This window comes from Sphingobium limneticum (assembly GCF_008710165.1).
GTDB lineage: Bacteria > Pseudomonadota > Alphaproteobacteria > Sphingomonadales > Sphingomonadaceae > Sphingobium > Sphingobium limneticum.
The window spans coordinates 114,886-134,556 of the sequence record NZ_VYQA01000012.1 but is presented as its reverse complement, the minus strand read 5'-3'; the positions used below and the strand labels follow the sequence as shown (position 1 = coordinate 134,556).

At 63.2% G+C, this 19,671-nt stretch carries 15 protein-coding genes and 1 pseudogene; 9 read left to right on the top strand and 7 right to left on the bottom strand.

Translation table 11 applies throughout. The annotated features are described in order from the left end of the window. Nucleotides 1-48 precede the first annotated feature (48 nt). Nucleotides 49-534, bottom strand: coding sequence for a helix-turn-helix domain-containing protein (locus F4U95_RS16390; RefSeq protein ID WP_281347239.1), 486 nt, complete (start codon nucleotides 532-534; stop codon nucleotides 49-51). 293 nt (nucleotides 535-827) lie between these two features. On the opposite strand from F4U95_RS16390, the gene F4U95_RS16385 reads away from it, so the two are divergent. The 4 genes and pseudogenes from F4U95_RS16385 to F4U95_RS25460 all read left to right on the top strand — a co-directional run. Continuing rightward, nucleotides 828-1,430 carry a GntR family transcriptional regulator gene (locus F4U95_RS16385; RefSeq protein ID WP_161600405.1) on the top strand — a complete coding sequence of 201 codons (603 nt, stop codon included), beginning with the start codon at nucleotides 828-830 and terminating at the stop codon, nucleotides 1,428-1,430. Nucleotides 1,431-1,524: 94 nt separating this feature from the next. After that, nucleotides 1,525-1,674, top strand: coding sequence for a hypothetical protein (locus F4U95_RS24615; RefSeq protein ID WP_021224614.1), 150 nt, complete (start codon nucleotides 1,525-1,527; stop codon nucleotides 1,672-1,674). A 63-nt stretch (nucleotides 1,675-1,737) separates the two neighbouring features. Beyond that, a complete protein-coding gene (locus F4U95_RS16380) occupies nucleotides 1,738-2,301 on the top strand; it encodes a lasso peptide biosynthesis B2 protein (RefSeq protein WP_150426426.1) in 564 nt (187 codons plus the stop codon). Then, a pseudogene (locus tag F4U95_RS25460) lies at nucleotides 2,301-3,953 on the top strand (asparagine synthase-related protein); the annotation flags it as partial. The gene F4U95_RS16380 and the pseudogene F4U95_RS25460, both read left to right, overlap by 1 nt. 37 nt (nucleotides 3,954-3,990) lie before the next feature. On the opposite strand, the gene F4U95_RS16370 reads toward F4U95_RS25460, so the two are convergent. The 6 genes from F4U95_RS16370 to F4U95_RS16345 all read right to left on the bottom strand — a co-directional run bounded on the left by F4U95_RS16370 (nucleotide 3,991) and on the right by F4U95_RS16345 (nucleotide 12,647). Continuing rightward, the gene (locus tag F4U95_RS16370; RefSeq protein ID WP_150426424.1) at nucleotides 3,991-6,264 is read right to left on the bottom strand and encodes a S9 family peptidase; all 2,274 of its coding nucleotides are present in this window, start codon (nucleotides 6,262-6,264) and stop codon (nucleotides 3,991-3,993) included. 6 nt (nucleotides 6,265-6,270) lie between these two features. Next, a complete protein-coding gene (locus F4U95_RS16365) occupies nucleotides 6,271-9,261 on the bottom strand; it encodes a TonB-dependent receptor (protein ID WP_150426423.1) in 2,991 nt (996 codons plus the stop codon). 125 nt (nucleotides 9,262-9,386) lie between these two features. Then, entirely contained in the window at nucleotides 9,387-10,376 is a 990-nt protein-coding gene (locus F4U95_RS16360) for a FecR family protein (RefSeq protein ID WP_150426422.1), read from the bottom strand. 1 nt (nucleotide 10,377) lies between these two features. Further along, entirely contained in the window at nucleotides 10,378-10,899 is a 522-nt protein-coding gene (locus F4U95_RS16355; RefSeq protein WP_150426421.1) for an RNA polymerase sigma factor, read from the bottom strand. 633 nt (nucleotides 10,900-11,532) lie between these two features. Then, nucleotides 11,533-12,114 (bottom strand): alpha-ketoglutarate-dependent dioxygenase AlkB, encoded by a 582-nt coding sequence (locus tag F4U95_RS16350; RefSeq protein ID WP_246171625.1) that lies wholly within the window; start codon nucleotides 12,112-12,114, stop codon nucleotides 11,533-11,535. 14 nt (nucleotides 12,115-12,128) lie between these two features. Next, nucleotides 12,129-12,647, bottom strand: a complete 519-nt coding sequence (locus tag F4U95_RS16345) for an SOS response-associated peptidase family protein (protein ID WP_246171624.1) — start codon at nucleotides 12,645-12,647, stop codon at nucleotides 12,129-12,131. Nucleotides 12,648-12,705: 58 nt separating this feature from the next. On the opposite strand from F4U95_RS16345, the gene F4U95_RS16340 reads away from it, so the two are divergent. The 5 genes from F4U95_RS16340 to F4U95_RS16320 all read left to right on the top strand — a co-directional run bounded on the left by F4U95_RS16340 (nucleotide 12,706) and on the right by F4U95_RS16320 (nucleotide 19,620). Next, nucleotides 12,706-13,323, top strand: coding sequence for an SOS response-associated peptidase family protein (locus F4U95_RS16340; protein WP_150426419.1), 618 nt, complete (start codon nucleotides 12,706-12,708; stop codon nucleotides 13,321-13,323). After that, nucleotides 13,323-13,745, top strand: coding sequence for a DUF1810 domain-containing protein (locus tag F4U95_RS16335; RefSeq protein WP_150426418.1), 423 nt, complete (start codon nucleotides 13,323-13,325; stop codon nucleotides 13,743-13,745). The genes F4U95_RS16340 and F4U95_RS16335 overlap by 1 nt, the downstream gene beginning before the upstream one ends. Before the next feature lie 100 nt (nucleotides 13,746-13,845). Next, nucleotides 13,846-14,622: an ImuA family protein gene (locus tag F4U95_RS16330; RefSeq protein WP_150426417.1), complete on the top strand. Its 777-nt coding sequence runs from the start codon at nucleotides 13,846-13,848 to the stop codon at nucleotides 14,620-14,622. Next, nucleotides 14,540-16,357 (top strand): Y-family DNA polymerase, encoded by a 1,818-nt coding sequence (locus F4U95_RS16325; RefSeq protein WP_150426416.1) that lies wholly within the window; start codon nucleotides 14,540-14,542, stop codon nucleotides 16,355-16,357. The genes F4U95_RS16330 and F4U95_RS16325 overlap by 83 nt, the downstream gene beginning before the upstream one ends. Further along, on the top strand, nucleotides 16,357-19,620 hold the full coding sequence (locus F4U95_RS16320) for an error-prone DNA polymerase (protein WP_150426415.1): 3,264 nt from the start codon (nucleotides 16,357-16,359) through the stop codon (nucleotides 19,618-19,620). The genes F4U95_RS16325 and F4U95_RS16320 overlap by 1 nt, the downstream gene beginning before the upstream one ends. Nucleotides 19,621-19,671 lie beyond the last annotated feature (51 nt).

The following is a 19,671-nucleotide window of genomic DNA, read 5'->3' as shown; positions in this document are numbered from 1 at the left end:
ACGATACCCGCTCCACCGCGGCCAAAGCGGTGTTGAAAATGCGCGGCATCACGCCTTCCTGCGGCGCAGGCCCCGCATGCTGAGCGCGCCAAGATCGATCATGCCGGTGCGACCATCCAGCCATTTGGAGAGGAAAGCCTCATTGTCGTCGAGCCTGCCGCCCAGATCCTTGAAGAGGCGCTGAAAGGCCGCGATGATATTGGGCGGTTCGAGGAAGCAAAGGTCGGCGCCGCGGTCCTCGGCAAATTCCTGCAGCGACATGACCATGATCATCGCCAGCTTGGTGTCGGCGCAGTGGATGGCGAACTCGGCCGAGCCGAACGGTCCCACCAGCATCAATGCAAAAGGGTCGCAGTCCGTGGCCTCCGCAAAAGCCATCAATCGCTCGAATGTAATGCGTCCGCCGCCAGCCTCGAATAGCTCGTAGCTGCGCTGCGCCATGTCCATGCGGCGGGCAACATCGCTGGTTTTGAGGCCGCGTTTGCGCCGGATGGCGCGAAGGGCACGCGAGAGACTTTCGCCGCTGTCCGCCATGTCGGTCGTGAAAGACATCGCCGCCCCCGTCATGCGCGACCGGCCAGCCGGTCCATCCTTGGCTCGACACAGCAACTGCGTGGAGGCAGGTCCGCGAACCCTGTCAAAGCCTCTCCTGCCGGAACGAACATCCTCTGCGGGATGACCGCGATAGGATTGCAGAGTATCAGCAGCTTGATCGCATAATGCAACCTATTGATTTGCGCGCGTCTGCCCAATCAGGGTGAAAATGAGGTTATCTCTTGCGTATGCGCGCAAGGCGAGCGGCGATGGACTTCTCAGGGAGAAGTCGAATGATGCGCAAGGCGCCCAAATCCTATGCGGCCATATATGATGCGATTTTCAGCCGGATCGCCCAGGGCCAGTATCGCCCGATTCATCGGATCGGCATCACTACGCTGGCGCAGTCCCTGGGCGTCAGCACGACGCCGGTGCGCGAGGCCTTGCGCCAGCTGGCCGGGCGCGATCTCGTCGTCGAGCGCCATCGCGAGGGCTTCTATCTTGCGCCCCTCAATGCCCGCGCGATCATCAGCCTCTACACAGCCCACGAGCTGTGGATGGATCGGGCATTGCAGCTTCATCCAGCAAGCGGGTACAGGGCCGGTCGACCGCGAAGCCTCTGGCGCCTGTTCGACAACAGGGCCTCAACGACAGGCGACGCCGCGATCATCTCGATCCGGCGCTATGTGGACGACAGGCTCGCTGTGCTGCGCCGCCATGAAGCGACCATTCTTGCGGACATGGGGGAGCGCGCTCAGCTATTTGCAGATGCGCTCACACGGGATGATCTCGCGATGGCGCGCGATATCAGCCATGCTTTTCACGCGCGCTGCCGCAACGCCGCGGGCCAGCTTGCGAACGCCTTCGAAGGTCAGGGCAATGTTCCGAGAATATAGGCCAAATATAGAGCAAATATGATTTTGCTATCACTTGCGCCTGCTTCCTACTCAAGTCGCCGCGAATGGTCGCGGCCCGATGAAGGAGGTTGAAATGAAACAGTCCGTTCAATCCGGTTCGTCCGATCTGCGTCCCGCGAACCGCGCGATCGCGCTGGGCAAGGCGCGCAAGCTGACGCGCGCCAGCTTTTCGGGAGGGCAGCCGGAAATGATCCTCGACCGCGAATATACGGTCGGCGGCTGAACCAAGCTGGCGGTGCCGGTGCCTGACTACACTGGGCATCGGCACCGTCCATGAGGAGCCGCCATGCTTTCTCTTGACCTTTTCGGCGCCCCCACCGCCAGATGCGGTGACGGCGTCGTCACACTCGACTTCGAAGCCGATGCCTATAGCTGCCATTATGATCCAGTGGACCATGGATGGGAGGTCGGCGCAGAGCCGCGCCTGCCCATCTGGCGGGAGCCCGAGGCCCCTGATGATCGGCTCGAAGCGGGCGACCGACGCCTTTTCATGCGCGCATGGTGCGCCGCTCTTCCATCCTTCTTTCGCAAGCCGATCCGGTCTTTGATGATCGAGGCGATGCATCTTGGCCAGGCGCCCTTCCGGCGCAGCGCTGCGTCTGCTCACGACCTGGCTGCCCGGTTCGAGCGGATGAACCTCTACCTTCCCTATCGTGCGCCATGCCTTCTGCGCGCCTATGCGCTGCTTCATTATCTGTCCTATCATGGACGCAGCGCGGACTGGGTCATCGGGGTTCAGCTCTTTCCCTTTCGCGCGCATTGCTGGCTCGCGATCGACGATATGCTGATCGGTGAGCGGGTCCATCTGATCGAGGATTATGTACCGATCTTTCGGCTGCGCCAAAGCTGATGCGCGGCGATTATCTCATCGCCGCCTGGCATCCCGAGGATGCCATGGCCGTGGCAACTGCCAGCCGGATCGAGGCCCTGTTGCTGCGCGAGCCCGATATCCAGATTTTGCGGTCCAATGGCCTGATGGTCGCGACGCAGGGCGCATGGGCCGAGCAGGTGGCCCCCTCCCAATATCTGGTCGGCGAAATCTTTGGCAGCGCGCAAGCCGGGACGTTGCCCAGGCCAGGAGCAGCGAACGAGGCGGGCTTTCGAGAATATTGCTCCGACCTGCTTTCCTCTCTTTGGGGCAGCTATATAGCGTTGCGACACGATCCCCATGCCCCGCTATTCCTATCCGTGCTCGCCGAGCCGCTCGGATCGCGGGAATGCCTTCATTGGCGCCATGGCGGCGTGACGCTGCTGGCCTGCGACGCGGATCATTGGCTCGACCGCTTTCCGCCTGCGACACTCGCCATCAACTTGGAGGACGTAGCCCATCTCCTCCACCATCCCTCCCAGGCCGCTGAAACCGCGCCTCTTATCGGAGTGGCGCCCTTGCAGCCGGGGGCGATCACCAGCTTCACCCGATCCGGCACCAGTGCCAAACGGTTATGGGCACCGCGCGACCATTGCGCGCCACGCAGCGCGGCGGGCGACCCGGCGGCGCTGGCCCGCATCGTGGACGCAAGCGTGTCTGCCTGGTCATCCATGCATGCAAAGCCCATCGTGGAACTTTCGGGCGGTCTCGATTCCGCCATCGTCGCGGCGAGCCTGGCGCAGGCAAAGGGCGAAGGGATCGGCGCCTTCACATTTTTCAGCGACAGCCTGGCTGGCGACGAACGCCGTTTCAGTCGCGCCGTGGCAGACAGGCTTGGGCTGGAACCGCACGAAATTGCGTTCGGCATTTCGGCGATCGACGACAGCTTGCTGGATGGGGCGGCCGTGGGCGTGCGCCCCGGCATCGGCAGCACAAGCTTTTTCCATGATCGGCAATTGGCGGCCATGTGCAAGGCGCGAGGCGCCGATGCACTGTTCACCGGCCGCGGCGGCGATGCGCTGTTCTTCCAGCATCCCACGCCGCTGGTGGCACAAGACGGCTGGCCGGACGGGCAAAAGCTCAACCTCGAACGTCTGGAGGCGCTCGCGCGCTGGTGCCAAACCAGTATCTGGAGGGTCGCGGCCGCGGCCTGGCTGCCTTCGGTGCGGAACGCTGATGTCGCGGGCAAACGCAGTCCCTTCTGTGTCCATCCCAGCCAGTCGCGACCTTCGACATGGGCAGGGTCGCTCGAGGGCGTGTCTCAAGCCAAGCGCATGCAGATCGAAGCGATAGCCGGCGACCGGAACGCATTTGGTCCCAGCCGCTGCGCGCAGGTGATGCGAGTGATCCATCCGCTGCTTTCGCAACCGATCGTCGAACATGCGCTCGGCCAGTCGCTCATGGCTCTGACCGAGGGAAGGCGCGACCGGGCCATGGCGCGCGCAGCCTTTGCCAACCGACTGCCCGCAGCGCTGATCGAGAGACGCGGAAAAGGCAGCCTGTCCTATTTCTTCGGACAGACGTTGGCCAGAAGCGTGCCGATCCTTCGTATGCGACTGCTCGAAGGCGCACTGGCACAAACCGGACTCGTGGATCGGATGAGGCTCGAACATGTGCTCGACCCCGACCATCTGGTCCAGTCCAGTTGCTATGGCGAGATCATTCGCTTGCTCATTGTCGAGCGCTGGATGCGGGGATGGCAGGAGCGGCTGCAGCAACCACGGGAACAGCCCGCGCTTTCACCGCCAGATTATCTGCAAGAAAGCCGATCACCCGAGCATAGAAGTCCCGGAGATTTGCAGGGCTGCCGATAACATGTCCTTCTCCCCAATAGGTAATGAGCTGGGCATCCTTGCCTTGGCGGAACAGGGCCGAGAAAAGCTGCTCACCCTGTTCGACCGGCGAGAAATCGCGGTCGGCCCCGATGATGAGCATCGGCACATTCACGCGATCGGCCTGGTAGATGGGGCTGTTGGCGATATAGCGCCCCGGCGCCTTCCAGGGCGCTACGCCCATCCGCCCCTGCCCGTTTTCAGCCCAGGCATAGGAGGCCGCGACATTCAGTCCCTCCTCGGGCGACAGGCGCATCGCGCGACCGAAGGTCCCGGCGGTCGCGGCCAGATCATATATGCCTGCCGATGCGACGACGGCGCGGAAGCGCCTGCTCTGGGCTGCTGCCATGGCGACGCTGTATGCGCCGTAACTATGGCCCCAAAGCGCGATGCGCGCAGGATCGCAGGCACCCGTGGCGAGGGCCGCCTCGATCGCCGGGGCGAGCGCGGCAGGAAAATCAAAGCCTGTGTCGGGAAGAACGCGCGGCATCGGGATGGACGGTAGCAGAACGGTAAAGCCGCTTGCCGCCAGCAACTGCGCATTGGTGTAGAAGCGTTCACGGCCGACCTGCTGATCGGCGGGCGCAACGTCTGAATAGATTTGCCCAGGATAGGGAATGACCACCATCGGCAGCCCTTTGGCTTCCTTCTCTCCTGGCGGAAGCACAAGCCAGCTGGTGACCGGCGAACCGTCAGCCGACGGATGCAAGAGCGGTTGCATGATGGCCGGTTCGACATCGCGCATGACGCTGTTGAGCGCCATAAGAAAGCGAGCTTGTCCCTCGCCTGCGAGAAACAGGTCGCTTCGCCCGGAAGCGGCGGAAATGCGAAGCGCAACTGCCCCGCCCTTCCCCATATCGCTCGACTGCACGGACGCGATCGCCTCGTGCCTTTGCCAAGGAATCCTAATGGCGCCGCCTGTCGGCCTTTCGACAATGACGCCGCCTGTGCCAACGCGCCAGGGCGCGGCAGCCCAGATGGTGCCCGGCATGGCCGATGGCCGGGTGCAGGGCATCGGGACCGAAAAGCTGGCCCTCTCATCAGTCGGCGTGACGGACGCCCGGGCGGCGACCGGCACGTCCTGATGCGGGGCAAGCACGCAGCCGTCCGAGGATGCAGAGCGGCTCGGGCTTGCTGACATGACGACATGCCGCGCCATGTTCGCCATCACGGCCTCCCGGCGCCCCTTGCGGTCCGCGACGAAGCCGATATGCGCGCTATCGTCTGACCAGCGCGGATCGCCGGGCAGGCTGCACTCGGAGCAAGGCTCCCATTGTGCCCCGGATGCGAGATCCAGCAGGAGGAGATGGCGGCCATAGAAGCTGTCATCCTCCCCTACCATCTGATCGGCGGAGGGCTGCCGCGCGCGATCCGCTTTGATCAGTGCGACATATTTGCCGTCAGGGGATAGTTGCAGCTGCGCAAAGGGGCCGGTGGCAAGAGCCTGTGTCGCTCCCGTAACGGCATCGACCATCAGGAGCTGCTGCTGGGAGCGTCCGTCATCGCGCAGATAGCGGCCGCTGCCGCTGACCGATACGGCCAGAGCACCAGCGGCAGTCCGGTCCCATCGCTCCCGCATGGGGCGTTCCGGTGGCCAGTCCAGAGCCATCCGAACGGCCGGTCTGTCATCGCGCTGCGTCAGGATCAGCAGCCGGTCGTCCGAGAGCCAGCTATGGACGGGATGGAAGCCGTCATGGACCGGCGCATAGGACCACCACTGAACAGCACCAGAAGCAAGCAATACGATGCCGAAGCGATATGCCCCATCTTGCAGCCGCGCGACCGCAACCCGTTTCCCCGAAGGCGAAAACCCAAGAAGGATGGTGCCGGGCTGGCCGTCATCGAGCAGAGGTCTTGCAGGTCCGCGTCCATGGAGGTCGACGATATAGGGCCGCGCGCGCAGAATCTGTCCGAGCGACAATCGATCCTGGCGTTGCATCGCCAGATGCGACTCATATTTCTCGAACAAAAGCCATCGGCCGCCCGGATCGACCAACATCCTTCCTGTATCTTCGTGCCGAAGCAGATCGTCGAGGCTATAGGGGCGCGCTGCGACCGCCGCGCATTGCAGGATCAGGATAGCGGCGACTAGCCAGCACAGGAGGCGGCGCATGCGATGTCACCAGCGTCTGGCGATTTCGAGGGCGATAAATCGACCGGTCGCATCGGCATTGGACCCGTCATAGCCGGCGCCGGCGGTCGAGTCGTAGAAGGGAGGCGCCTTGTCGAAGAGGTTCTGCGCCGCCAGTGAAATGGTGAAGCCCGACGCAATGCCCGTGGAAGCCTTCGACTTGTAGGCAATACGCATGTCGACCGTATTCCATGCCTTGATACGCTTGCCCGCTTCATCGCGAAAGGCATCGACATGGTTGAGGGCAATTTGCGTGTCGAACGGGCCGCGCGCCCAGCCGATGGTCATCCGCCCCTTGAGATCCACTGGTCTGCCAGCGACATTGCGACGATCCACCGCCGGTGAATCCGGGGTCACCTGTTCGCGCCAACGTTCGAGATAGGTAGCGCCCACGCCGATATTGAAGCGATTGGAACCGCGCTCGAAAACATAATTGATGTCGAAATCGCCGCCGGCCACATCGACACGCCCGGTATTGACGTAGCGGGCATCCACGACGGCGGCGATGCTTTCTACCGGATAGGGATTGGAGGCGCCGGAGCGGGAAAGCAGCTCTTCGACAAAGGCCAGATCATCGGCATTCGTCCCCGGACTGACCCATCGGACGAAGGGCGCGTAAATCGGATCGGTCAACGCGCTGGAGAAATTCTGCTGGACCACATTGCTGATGCGGCCAGAGAATATGGTGCGGAAAGCCGTGAGACTCGCCGTCAGCCCAGCGAGGGATGATGGGGTTAGGTCGAGTCCCACGGTCCAGCTCTTCGCCTTTTCGGGCGACAGGCCGGTATTGCCACCGCTGCGCTGGATGACGACCACCGAGTTCCCCGCCTCGTTGGTCGCGATCCTGAGATTGGCGGTTTCAGGCGCGCCCAGTTCGCGTAGATTGGGCGCTCGGAAGGACGTGCCCCATGTCGCCCGTATGGCCATGCCATCGACGGGAACCCAGCGCAGCGAGAATTTGGGATTGGCGGTGCTGCCAAAATCATCATAGCGCTCGGCGCGAACGGCCGCGGAAAAATCCAGCTGCTGGAGACCGGCGCGCGCATTGTCGGGGCCGAACAGCGGCACGGCGAGCTCGGCAAAGCCTGCCCAGATCGAGCGGGAATAATCTGCCGGTTTTCCTGCAGCCGGGGTTGGCGAGAAGATGAAGTCCACCGCCTGGCTGTGGAAACGTTCGCGCCGGTAATTGGCCCCGACGGCAAGCTTGACCGATCCGCCCGGCAACGAAAACAGCGATCCGTCGGCGACCATGTCGGCGGTCAGGATGTTGGATCGGCTTTCATAATCGGAATAGCCGCTGATTGCCTGCAGCAAGGCGCGCGAATTGGCATTCCCATCGCCATAGGGATTGAAATAGCCATCGCGCTGCGCGGAAAAGGCGCTGGCAGGATCATCGGCGATGCTGCCCAATGCTTCTGCGAACAGATATTCGTTGGCGAGTTGATCGGTTCTGTTGCGGTCGCGCTGGGCGGCATAGGCGAGGTAGCTGGATAATTTCCAGTCCGCCCCAAGTTCGGCTTGAAGGCCGCCCGTGAAGGCGTAGCTTCTCGCCGTGCCGGCCGAGCGAACCGGTCCCAGTTCCTGCGTAAAGGCATAGCCGATCAGGTCGCTCGATGCCCCGGTCGGCGACACGAACCAGGGATTGGCGTCCGTGATCGAGAGGATCGTTGCATAGCCGGACGTCAGACTGGAGAATTTCCGGTGCGAAAATCGCCCTTCCGCGAAGAGCTGGATAGCATCGGTCAGGCTTTGCGACACGCGGGCATAGAGGCTGTGGCGCTTCTGGTCCGGCGAGAGGTCGGTTCCCTCCCTGAAATTTTCGAGATTGGCCTCGCCGGCAAGAAAATCGGCTGCCGTCAGGCCGGTCCCATCCTGTCCTGCGGGAATGGCATAGGTTGGAACCAGGGCGCCGCTTTCGTCGAAACCCAGGACATTGCCCGGCGAGCTATAGGGATAGCGGCGATCAGTGCCACCGAAAGGTCGGGAATCGGCCGACCGGGCATAAGCCCGATCGGCCGAGCGCAGTGCGACCCGACGCTGATACTCGTAGGAAAGCAGAAGCGAACCGCTGCCCCAGCTCTTGCCTGCGGTCTGCGAGAATTGCAGTTCACGGGCGTGGCCCTGTGTGACTGTCCCGCCGCGCAAGCGCATTTCCAGTCCGTCGAAATCCTCCTTGAGGATGATGTTGACGACCCCGGCGACGGCATCCGATCCATAAAGGGCGGATGCACCGTCGGTGATGATTTCCACCCGATCGAGCGCGCTCATGGGAATGCTCGAAATATCGGCGAAATCGCCCATCATGCCGGAGCCCGCCACCCGTCGGCCGTTCACCAGCACGAGCGTCGCCTGCGGACCGAGGCCTCGCAGATTCACCCCCGAGGCCAGCGTGGTATTGCTACCCGACCGGTCGGCATAGGTAAGCGCACTTTGCTCGGTCGCCATGCCACCGAAATTTCCCGGCATCGCCTGGAGTGCCTGTGCGACCGAGCTGTAGCCGCCACGCTCGATATCGGACCGGGTGACGACCTTGGTGGGCGACGCTGTGGGCGGCGCACCGTGAATATGCGATCCGGTCACGATGATGTCCTGCGGCCTTTCATCCGTAAAGACCGGCGATCGCACCTCCCCTGCCTCATCAGCCTCGCTCTGCGCGCCGCTCAGCATGAAGACGTCGCGGCCGACCTGCCGCACGGCTATGCCGGTGCCGGCGAGGAGTCGCGCCAGCGCCTCGCGCGGCGAAAACTGTCCTTTGATCCCGGTCGATTTGCGGCCGGCGGCGAGCGCCGGCGTATAGATGAGCTGCACCTTGGCCTGCTCGGCATATTGGGCGAGCGCTGTCGACAGGGCGCCGGGCGCAATGGCGAATGCGATACGCGTCTCAGCCACTTGCGCAGATGCGGGCTGTGCGGACGCCGCCGCCATCACGATGAGGGGTGACGTTCCTCTGAACAGTGCGGCGATGATCTGAGTGCGCATGGCGACGGTTCTTCCCCCTTGGCGCCGGGGCAAGACACCACCGGCTCGGGCGTGCCTGATCGCCGCCCTCTAGCTAAGGGACGCCTCGGCCCCGAGGTCACCCTAACGGCAGGGAATGAAAAATTTCAAATTTGTGACGGACGTCGATCGCGAAGCAGAAACGTGCCGTTCTCCTGCCTTTCAAAGTCCAGCGACAGCAGTGCGGCGACGGCTTTGAGGAAGCCCGAGGGATCACCGGTCTTGAATGATCCGCTGATGGGCTCGCGTGCGCGCGCGGTTGCGCCCAGCACGACCTTGTTCTGCGTGTAGCGGTTAATCTCCGAGATCGCTTCCGACAATGGCGTCGCCTCGAAGATAAGCCGCCCCTGCGTCCATGCCGAGGCTCGCCTGACATCGAGCGACGTGATGCTCGCCGCGCGCGTAGCTTTCGAACTCCACATTTCGCCGGGCGACAGATGTATCACGTCGCGGCCTGCCTCGCGGATATCGACGCCACCCTCGAACAGGGAGACGCGGGTGACGCCGTCGACGAAACGCACGTCGAACTTCGTACCGGTGGCCTCCACCTCGACGTCGCCGGCCTTCACGCGGAACGGGCGCGCCCGGTCATGGGCGACCTCGAACATCGCCTGCCCCTGGTCGAGCCGGATCTGGCGCGTATCATCTTCCATCCGGGTGTTGAGGCGGGTTTCGGTATCAAGTCGGACCTGCGAGCCATCCGAGAGCGCCACGGCCCTCTGCTCGCCCGTCAATGTGGCGAATTGCTGTGGTCGATCGACCTGGAAGATCCACCAGCTCGCCACCAGCATGGCAAAGAGCACGCCTGCGCCAATGGCGAGAAGGGAGCGCATGGATCGCCTGGGTCTGGGCGTTGCCCCTGCGCGCGCATAGGCTTCGGCGGTCAACCGGAGGATGGCGGGGCTATCGCCTTGTCGCCCGGCATCATGCCAGAGCGATTCGGCCTCGGCGAAGGCTTCCGCATTGGCGGGATCACGTCGCCAATCGAAGAAATCCTCCAGCGTCCCTTTGGAGACCGGCAAGGACTTGAGGCGCGCAAACCATTGAGCGGCTTGCGCGCGGCGGTGCTCGGCGGTTGGATCATGCTCATCCATCATCCTAGCCCCGGAGCTTCGTCATGCAGTGCTCCATTGCCTTGGACATGCGCCATTCGACGGTCTTCACGGAAATCCCCAGATGTTCGGCAATATCATGGTTCGTCATGCGCCGGAACCGGCTGAGGAGGAATACGTCACGCAGGTTTTGCGGTAGATCGACGATGAGCTGCTCAAGCAGTTGGTCGGCTTCCTGCTCCTGCAACCGTTCGGGTCCGAGCGGCGTGATGTCGTTTGCCGCCAGAAGGTGCGATTTTTCCTGACGCAGTTTCTCGCGCCGGCGCCGGTCCCGAAACAGATTGAGGGCGATCCGGGACAGGAAGGCCCTGGGATGGGTCACTTCTTCCGGTGCCATGCGTGCGATGCGCAACCAGGTATCCTGCGCGATGTCCTCCACTTCGGCGGAGGGCAATCGCAGATTTCGGCTCAGGAGACGCTCCAGCCATCGGCCGTCGCGCTCGAACCATGCGCCAAGCGAAGGCGGCACAGCCTTCTCCTGTTCGGCGGGCGCATCATGTGCAGACATCGGGCCACTCCACTTTCCGGAAGGGGCCCGGCGCGATGCCGAAAGGAAACGTCAATGCGCAGCGTCGCCCGCAAGCGCGATGGCTTGCGGATCTGCGAAGGCCGCCGGCGCAGCCAGCAGCGATCCATGTCTTGCATAAGGGTTTCCACGCCCCTGCCCGCAGCCTCCCGCGGGCCCTTTTAGGCTGATTCATTTGCAGGTCGGGATCAAGTCCCAAAAAAAGTGGAAGGGACGGGTGTTGGAACCTCTATGCAAGAAGCCCGCTTATTGGCCGGGAGCACATATGTGCCGCGACGTCCCTTCCGGCATGAACCCGGCTTATTCACGGCACCTGAGGCCAAAGTAGCGCAAGGCCTACGCCGCGCAAGCGCCCTTGGGCCATCGCACGCAGATGCGCAGCCATGGCCGTGCCGTCAAGATGGGCAGTGATCCGGATCGCTGGCTCTTGGATCCTGCCTGGAGCGCCGGCATGCAACCGACACATCGCTTGAGCCTGGCGCATACCCACGGGCAGGGCAGAGAATATCGCGCCAAGGCCAAGGCAGCCGGGCCGGTCGCAACAGCGCGATGTGCGTCATTTCCATCGCAGGCCCTCCTCTCAATTTGCAGGGGTCGCCCAGAAACGGATCTGGCTCAGCGAAGGGTACGAAAGGTTATGGACCAGCGCGCGGCTTCCAGTTCCGCAATACTATGCTCCCAGTCGTTTCGCGCCTCGCCATCGAGATGATAGATGGCTCTTGGCGTCAGCGGCGCGGAGATGCGTTCGAACCGATCCCCCTTCTTGCGACGAAAGCGCATGGCAGCCGGCTCGCCCAGCGAGATGCCGATGACATGGCGGAAAACCGGCCTGTCACGATGCCAGCCGATCCCCGCGCCTGGATCGTAGCGAATGAGGAGAGCCTGGACGATCTCTTCCGGTGCGAGCCCGGCATAACGGGCGGCGCGCGCCCTGACTGGCAGCAGCCATTGCGGGATTGGGTCGGTCGGCGCGAATGTGCCGGTTTCGAAATCATAGCTCCAGCCATAGCTGCGCGTCAGCCGCTTGCCGGTCCACTGCTGGTAGCGGAAGGGCGTAAGGCTCGTTTCTTCGATCCGTTCGATCAGCGCTCGCTCTTCGCGCGCCGTGAGAAAATCATCGCTCCACGAAAGGCCTGGCAGGAGAGGCACGCCGAAAAGGTCAGCCTGCCCTGCGCCATTTTGCGCGAACATACCCATTTCCCAAACCTGCTTCAAAAGGCCAGGCTCGTCTGAACGGGCTTGGTCAAAATCTCTTCGACCGTGAAGATGTCTGCCGGCGGCGTCACCAGCAATTCCGCTTCGGGCACGGCGAAATCCAGCCATTTCTGTGCATCCCTGCGCTCGATGATGGCGCCATGACGCGCCTGATAGCGGATGACGTCAGGGTTCGCGTCGAGCGTTATGATCCGGTAGCTCACGGGCCACTCGCCCATGGCCGGCTCCCAGATCGCAGCGAGATAGAAGAAATTGCCATCCTCGCGGTAAGCGCGAAACTTCTTCTCGCCATTGCGAATGTGGAATTCCGATGCCGCGACAAGACAGCGATGGCTGGGAAATTGCCGCCCTTCGGACCGGATGAACTCGTAGCGCACCCCGTCGGCGAAGCGCGGGTTGGAACCCCAGGCCGCCTCGATCATCTCAATCTCGGCCATATCATCGGGATTGCGCCTTATGATGGCACGGCGACTACCGAGCGCGTCGGAGTCGAAGGGTGTTGCTTTCGAGTCCATCAAAGGAACATACAGGGAACGATATCGAGGAGCAAGCGGCGGCGAATAAGGAGGTTCAATGTGCAATGACTATCGCCTGCTGATCGACATCGCGTCGATCGCCGAGGATTTCGAGGGGCTCAAGATCAAGATCGGCATGCCCGAAGGTGCCCCGAATGTGCCGGCGCGCGAGGACATCAGGATGACCGACATGGCCCCGATCGTCCGGCGCAGCGAGGCGGGAAGCGGGATCAATGAACTCCTCAACCGGCGCTGGTCATGGCCGGGCCGTAACGGCAAACCCGTCTATAATTTCCGCACCGAGGGCCGGGAATTCGCATCCAGTCGCTGCCTGATCCTGGCCGACGGATTCTACGAATTCACTGATCCTGCCGATCCCAAACAGAAGCGGCTCGACAAATGGCTTTTCACCATGGCCGACCATGACTGGTTCTGCATCGCGGGCATCTGGCGCGAGAGCCCCATGGGCGAAGCCTTCACCATGCTTACCATGGATGCCGGGCCGGACATTGCGCCCTATCACCACCGTCAGATCATCCCGCTCGCTCGCGACCAATGGGCCGACTGGCTCGATCCTGGCGTGCCGGCCAAAGAGGTGTTGCGCTGGTTGCCGCAGGGAAGTCTGCCTGTAACCCAGGTCTATGGCGCGCCCCCCGCGCAAGGCGCGCTGCTCTGATGGGAGACGATGCGTCCCTCGCCCGTTTTCTCGATTCCCAGGCCGGCAGTTATGCGGCCGCTCTGTCGGAGATTTCCGCAGGGGCCAAACGCTCTCACTGGATGTGGTATGTCTTCCCGCAATTGCGCGGTCTTGGTCATAGTCCGACCGCGCAATATTATGGAATCGCCTCGATCGAGGAAGCACGTGCCTATCTCCACCATCCACTTCTCGGGAAGCGATATCGCCAGTGCGTCCACGCGTTCCTGCAACTCGATATCGATGATCCTGTCGTCGTTTTCGGGGCTGTGGACGCCATGAAATTGCGCTCCTCGCTCACTTTATTTGAAGCGGCGTTCCCTGCCCCATCCTTTGCCGATGTGCTCGATCGCTGGTTCTTCGGCGAGCGCGATCCAGCGACGCGCCGGCTTCTGCAGAGTTGATCCGTTACGAACTAACTATTGAGAAAATTGGGATTCATCGCCCTTGACGAAACGGGTGGCAGGGCGGAACATAAAGGGAACATTTGAGTCGTATGTTCCCATGCCCACGCTATCCTCTTTTCCCGATCGGCCGCGCGCCGATCAGCTTGCCGCGCTCCGCGCGGGGCTCGCGCACAGCAACAGCGCGCGCAGTCCTGCAATGCCTTTTGGCGTGTCTGCGCTGGACGAGCGGCTGGCAAGTCATGGCCTCGATAGCGCTGGACTGCATGAGATTGCGGCGGCGTCGGCGACGCTGAGCGACGATGCTGCGGCAACCCTTTTTGCAGCCGGGATCGCCGCCCGCTTTGCAGCTGATCCGCAGCTCAGCATATTCTGGGCGCTCACACAGTTCGACCTCTACGCGCCTGGCCTGGAGCAGGTCGGACTTGGTCCGAACAAGGTTTTTTACGCCCAAGGGCAAAAGGACAATATCGTCCTCGCCATGGCCGAGGACGCACTGCGCGACGGATCGCTGGCGTGCGTCATTGCCGAAGTCAGACAGGCCGACCAGACAGCAACCCGCCGTCTTCAGCTTGCCGCCTCCGATAGTCGGACGCCGATGCTGCTCTATCGCCGCCATCGCGCCCGCGAGCGCTGTCCGCTAAGCGGCCTTTCTTCCGCCATGACCCGATGGCGCATCGGCTGCCTGCCATCCGCGCGCCTCGCCCATCCCGGCGTCGGCCGGGCGCGCTGGTCGATCGAACTTGTACGCCAGCGCAATGGCAATCCCTTTTCCCTCGAACTGGACGCCTGTGATGACAAGGGTCGCCTCGCTCTACCTGCCGCAGCTCGCCATCGAGCGGCTTCGGCGGCTGGAGCGGACAGTCAGGCCGCCTGAAACAGGCGGGATTGCGCTCGCGCCGCGCCTTGCAACACCGATCGACGATAATCCCGGCGCCTGCTCCGTACCCCGCGGCGGCGGCTGGCGCCCCGGCGCCCGCTGGGCGCGTGATGGATCGCTCGGCAATCGCCCCAGTCAGGCCGAGATCGATGCACTCCCTGCCCATCAGCGTCCCACCATGCGCGAGATGGGACGGCGCAGCGAATCCGCCGACCATCCGTTCAGAGCCATGCCTGCAGAGGATGCAGGAAGAGGGGCAGCAAGTGCCCTTCCGCTCAATTGGGCGACCTTCTGGGGAAAGCCGATGGTCTTGATCGAGCGCGCCGGCCAGCGCGATGTCGTCACGGCGGCGTGCCCCGTCGCGCTGGACCTTGGTCTGCGATCCGGCATGGCAGCCGCCCATGCGCGAGCGCTGGTGAGCGATCTGGACGTGCGCGATGCACAACCGCAAGCAGATCGTGCATGGCTTGAGCGGCTGGCGTTCCATGCCATTGGTCACTGGACACCCACAGCCTGCATATCGGGCGCCGATGGCCTGTGGCTGGACCTCACCGGTACGACCCATTTGTTCGGTGGCGAAGCGCGCTTCTGTCGCCGGCTCCTTCGCTTCCTCGAGCGACTGGGTTTCACCGCCAGCATTGCGATCGCCGGCACGCCGGGCGCTGCTTATGCGCTCGCGCGCTATCGCGGCGAGGCCGTCACCCTATTGCCCCATGGCGGCGAGTCCCAGGCCATTGCCGATCTGCCGCTGGCCGCTCTGCGCCTTACGCCCGACGCTCTGATGGCGGCCGCGCGCTTCGGCATCGAACGTATCGCCGACCTTTATCCCATGCCGCGCGGTCCATTGGCCAAACGCCTGGGTCTCGATGCCGTCCGGCGGCTTGACCAGGCCCGCGGCATGGTCGCCGAACCCATTATCCCGCTCATCCCGTTCGACCTTCCGTGCGTCGAGCGGCGCCTGCTTGAACCGATCGGCACGGCGGAAGCCATCGTCCAGGTGATTGGCGATCTGGTCGACGATCTGGTGGCCCTCCTCCAGGAACGCGGCGTGGGGTTGCGCACGGCGCACCTGACCTGCAAAATCGTCGATGCCACCGAGCAGCCGATCGCGATCGGCACCGCCCGGGCAACGCGCGACGCGCGGCATTTGAAGCGCATGCTGGCAATGCGGGTGGAAAAGATCGACCCAGGCCTTGGCATAGAGGCGATGGCGCTCGCCGCCCCTCGTGTCGAGCCGCTGGAGGCCCAGACGCTGGAGGCATCGCTCGGAAGCGGCGATCGGCCGACCGACATATCCACGCTTCTCGATCAGCTCGCAGGACGGATAGAGCCCGATGCCCCCTTCCGGCTGTCCGCCCATGAAAGCGATGTGCCCGAACGCGCGGTCCGGCGGACGGAAGCCTTGCTCAAGCCATTGGGCTGGCCTGCATGGAAACGGCCGGTTCGCATGTTGCCTCGCCCCGAACGCCTCTCTCATGTTGTCGCCCTGCTTCCTGATCACCCGCCGCGCCGCTTTACCTGGCGCCGGCAAGATTATCGCATGGTGGCCGGTGACGGCCCCGAGCGCATTCATGGCGAGTGGTGGAAGAATGCACGCGAGATGTGGGCGGTCCGGGATTATTTCCGGGTGGAAGCGCAAGGGGGCGAGCGATTCTGGATCTTCCGTCGCGGCGATGGCGTCGACGCGCCGACCGGTGACCTGAGCTGGTATATGCACGGGCTGTTTGGCTGATGGCGCGTTATGTGGAACTCCAGGTCACGAGCCATTTTTCCTTCCTGCGTGGTGCGTCCTCGCCGGAAGAGCTGTTCTCGGCCGCAGCGCTCCTAGGCCATCAGGCGCTTGGACTTGCAGACTGGGGCAGTGTCGCTGGAGTGGTGCGCGGCTGGGCGGGGCAGAAGGCGACCGGCGTGCGCATGATCGCGGGCGCGCGGGTCGATCTTTCGGACGGTCGCGCCTTGTTACTCTATCCGACGGATCGCGCTGCCTGGTCACAGCTGACGCGCCTGCTTTCGGTGGGCAAGGCACGCGGCGGCAAGGGCTGCTGCCTCCTCGAGTGGGCCGATGTGGCACATCATGCCGAAGGGCTGATCGCCATTCTGCTTCCGGACATGGCCGATAGCGCCACGCTCGCCAACCTTGCCGAACTGAGGCAGGTCTTTGGCGATCGCGCCTATATGGCGCTTTCGCTCCGCCGCCGGCCGGAAGATGCTGCCCGTCTCCATGATCTCGATGCCATGGCACGTAATGCAGGCGTCCGCAGCGTCGCGACCGGCGACATTCTTTATCACACGCCCGAGGCCCGCCCTCTGCAGGATGTGATGACGGCGATCCGCGAGCAGACGAGCATCGATGCGCTGGGATTCAAGCGCGAGCGCTACATGGATCGTAATCTGAAAAGCCCGCAGGAGATGGAACGGCGCTTTGCCGCCTTTCCCGACGCGATCCAGGCCAGCGCGGATATCGCTGAACGGTGCCAATTCGATCTGGGCGAAATCCAGTATCAATATCCCTATGAGGAGGTGATGGAGGGCCACAGCGCGCAGGAAGCGCTTGCGGCACTCACCGACGCCGCCGCACAGCGCATGTTCCCAGCGGGACTGCCCAACGACTATCGCAAGCAGATCGACCATGAGCTGCGCCTGATCGACCAGCTCGGCTACGCACCCTATTTTCTGACGGTCAATGCGATCGTCGCCGAAAGCCGCAGGCGCGGCATCCTTTGCCAGGGCCGGGGTTCTGCGGCCAATAGCTGCGTCTGCTACATGCTCGGCATCACCTCGATCGACCCGATCAAGCACGAATTGCTGTTCGAGCGGTTCGTTTCGGGCGAACGCAAGGAGCCGCCCGATATCGACGTCGATTTCGAGCATGAGCGCCGTGAAGAGATCATCCAGTGGATTTATGAGACCTATGGCCGCACCCGCTCCGCGCTGACGGCCGTCGTCACCCGCTATCGCACACGTGGTGCAGTCGCCGAAGTCGGCAAGGCGCTGGGCCTGCCGCGCGATCTCACAAAGATGCTGACCGGTCTCGTCTGGGGCTGGAGCATGGACGGGATTTCGCAAGAGCAGATCGAAAGCGCCAACCTCAATCCGCAGGATCATCGGCTGAAGCTTACCCTGGAGCTTTCCCGCCAGCTCATCGGCACGCCGCGGCATCTCTCCCAGCATCCCGGCGGCTTCGTCCTGACGCAGGAGCGGCTCGACGATCTCGTGCCGATCGAGCCTGCCCGGATGGAAAATCGCCAGACGATCGAATGGGACAAGGATGACATCGATGCACTGAAATTCATGAAGGTCGATGTGCTCGGCCTGGGGATGCTCGGCTGCATGAACCGGGCGTTCAACCTGCTGGAGGAGCATAAGGGTATCAAGGTCGGCATGGCCGATCTGCAGGATGATGACCCGGACGTCTATGCGATGATCCAGCGGGCCGACACGCTGGGCGTATTCCAGATCGAGAGCCGGGCGCAGATGTCCATGTTGCCTCGGATCAAGCCAAAGGAATTCTACGATCTGGTGATCGAGGTGGCGATCGTTCGCCCGGGGCCGATCCAGGGTGACATGGTCCATCCCTATCTCCGGCGCCGAGAGGGCAAGGAGACGCCGGAATATCCCAGACCCGAACTGGAAGCGGTGCTCAAGAAGACCCTGGGCGTCCCGCTGTTCCAGGAGCAGGCGATGAAGGTCGCGATCGTGGGCGCAGGCTTCACGCCGGTCGAAGCCGATCAGCTACGCCGTGCCATGGCGACGTTCAAGCTCACCGGCGGCGTCAGCCATTTCTACGACAAGCTGGTGAACGGCATGATCGCGCGGGGCTATCCCAAGGGCTTTGCCGAGCGGACCTTCAAGCAGATCGAGGGCTTTGGCTCCTATGGCTTTCCCGAGAGCCACGCCGCCAGCTTCGCCAAGATCGCCTATGCAAGCTGCTGGATGAAGCATCATCACCCCGACGTCTTCTGCGCCGCGCTCCTCAATGCCCAGCCCATGGGCTTTTATGCGCCGGCGCAGATCGTGCGCGACGCGCGCAACCATGGGGTCGAGGTTCGGCCGGTATCGATCAACCATAGTCATTGGGATTGCACGCTGGAGCCGGCCAGGGGGCGATATATGGCCGTCCGGCTGGGGTTCCGACAGGTACGCGGCCTCGCCAATCTCCACGGTGCGGCGATCGTCGGAGCGCGTGGCCCCTCCCCCTTCGCCAGCGTCGAAGAGGTCTGGCGCCGAGCGGGGGTTCCGCGCGCTGCAATCGAACGGCTTGCCGAAGCTGACGCTTTTGCCTGCATCGACGAAGACAGGCGACAAGGACTATGGAAGGTCAAGGGCCTGGGTGAAGCCCCCCTTCCCCTCTTTGCGGCAGCCGATGCACGTGCAGGTGGCTTTTCACCGGAGGGGCAGGAAGCACCGGTGGCGCTTGTGCCAATGACTGAGGGGCGGGAAGTCGTGGAGGATTATCGTGCGCTCCAGCTCTCCCCGCGCGCGCATCCATTGCACTTCCTGCGACCGCAGCTCGACGCCATGCGCATCGTGCGCTGCGCGGATCTTCCGTCGATCCGCGATGGGCGCAACATCGAGGTGGCCGGCGTCATTCTGGTGCGACAGCGTCCCGGTTCGGCCAAAGGGGTGCTGTTCGTCACCATCGAGGATGAAACGGGTGTGGCCCAGGGCATTTTGTGGCCCGACCGGTTCGAGATTTATCGCAGGCAGGTCATGTCCGCCTCCATGATCGCCATGCGTGGACGGCTTCAGAAGGAAGGCGAAGTTATCCACATCATCTGCGACCGGATCGTCGATCATGACGAGATGCTGCGCTCGGTTGGTCGGATGGATTTTACGGTTGCGCCAGGGCGCGGCGATGGCGCGAGCCATGGCGGCGGCCCCGATCCGCGCGAACCGGCCATGTGCCGCAGTCGAACGCTCGGGTCACCGCCTTATGGCACATCCCCACCCCAGCAAGACGAGATCATGCCGATACGCAGCCATGATTTTCATTGATTACGCAGGCCCGAGCATGCGCCGCTCCCGACCATCGCCATCAACAGCCGA

Coding starts and splice junctions, on each gene's coding strand:
- F4U95_RS24615 (WP_021224614.1), top strand. CDS start 1,525: ATGAAACAGTCCGTTCAATCCGGTTCGTCCGATCTGCGTCCCGCGAAC.
- F4U95_RS16360 (WP_150426422.1), bottom strand. CDS start 10,376: ATGATGGATGAGCATGATCCAACCGCCGAGCACCGCCGCGCGCAAGCC.
- F4U95_RS16325 (WP_150426416.1), top strand. CDS start 14,540: ATGACAAGGGTCGCCTCGCTCTACCTGCCGCAGCTCGCCATCGAGCGG.
- F4U95_RS16320 (WP_150426415.1), top strand. CDS start 16,357: ATGGCGCGTTATGTGGAACTCCAGGTCACGAGCCATTTTTCCTTCCTG.
- F4U95_RS16335 (WP_150426418.1), top strand. CDS start 13,323: ATGGGAGACGATGCGTCCCTCGCCCGTTTTCTCGATTCCCAGGCCGGC.
- F4U95_RS16365 (WP_150426423.1), bottom strand. CDS start 9,261: ATGCGCACTCAGATCATCGCCGCACTGTTCAGAGGAACGTCACCCCTC.
- F4U95_RS16370 (WP_150426424.1), bottom strand. CDS start 6,264: ATGCGCCGCCTCCTGTGCTGGCTAGTCGCCGCTATCCTGATCCTGCAA.
- F4U95_RS16390 (WP_281347239.1), bottom strand. CDS start 534: ATGGCGGACAGCGGCGAAAGTCTCTCGCGTGCCCTTCGCGCCATCCGG.
- F4U95_RS16355 (WP_150426421.1), bottom strand. CDS start 10,899: ATGTCTGCACATGATGCGCCCGCCGAACAGGAGAAGGCTGTGCCGCCT.
- F4U95_RS16380 (WP_150426426.1), top strand. CDS start 1,738: ATGCTTTCTCTTGACCTTTTCGGCGCCCCCACCGCCAGATGCGGTGAC.
- F4U95_RS16385 (WP_161600405.1), top strand. CDS start 828: ATGATGCGCAAGGCGCCCAAATCCTATGCGGCCATATATGATGCGATT.
- F4U95_RS16340 (WP_150426419.1), top strand. CDS start 12,706: ATGTGCAATGACTATCGCCTGCTGATCGACATCGCGTCGATCGCCGAG.
- F4U95_RS16345 (WP_246171624.1), bottom strand. CDS start 12,647: ATGGACTCGAAAGCAACACCCTTCGACTCCGACGCGCTCGGTAGTCGC.
- F4U95_RS16350 (WP_246171625.1), bottom strand. CDS start 12,114: ATGGGTATGTTCGCGCAAAATGGCGCAGGGCAGGCTGACCTTTTCGGC.
- F4U95_RS16330 (WP_150426417.1), top strand. CDS start 13,846: ATGCCCACGCTATCCTCTTTTCCCGATCGGCCGCGCGCCGATCAGCTT.